We start from the raw sequence: 357 nt of genomic DNA on the forward strand, positions 1-357 counted from the left end.
GGCGGCGCGGGGGCCATGCGAAAAAACGGGGCATCAGCGGCGAACTGGACTGCATTCTCGTGGCGCGCGACCGGCAAGGGCGTACCTGCGATTTCGTGCCGGGGCGCGGCCCCGTCACGGTGGCGCAGTTGCAGCGCCATTTATTACCCGTGCTGGACAAGGCCGTGCTGCTGGCCACCGATGCGGCGACAGCCTATCGGGATTTTGCGAAAGATCACGGCATCGCGCATCGGGCCGTCAATTTGCGCCAGGGCGAGCGGGCGCTGGGGGAAATCCATGTCCAGAACGTGAACCGGTATCACGCCGTGTTCAAGAGCTGGCTGATCCGCTTCCACGGCGTGGCCAGCCGCTACCTGC

General features: G+C 65.8%; 1 protein-coding gene. It reads left to right on the forward strand.

The genetic code is table 11. From position 1 onward, the window contains the following. The coding region (locus GM672_RS27935) for an IS1595 family transposase (RefSeq protein WP_155473713.1) at positions 1–357 on the forward strand (357 nt) is incomplete at both ends.

The sequence above is a fragment of the Pseudoduganella buxea genome, assembly GCF_009720835.1.
Taxonomy (GTDB): domain Bacteria; phylum Pseudomonadota; class Gammaproteobacteria; order Burkholderiales; family Burkholderiaceae_D; genus Rugamonas; species Rugamonas buxea.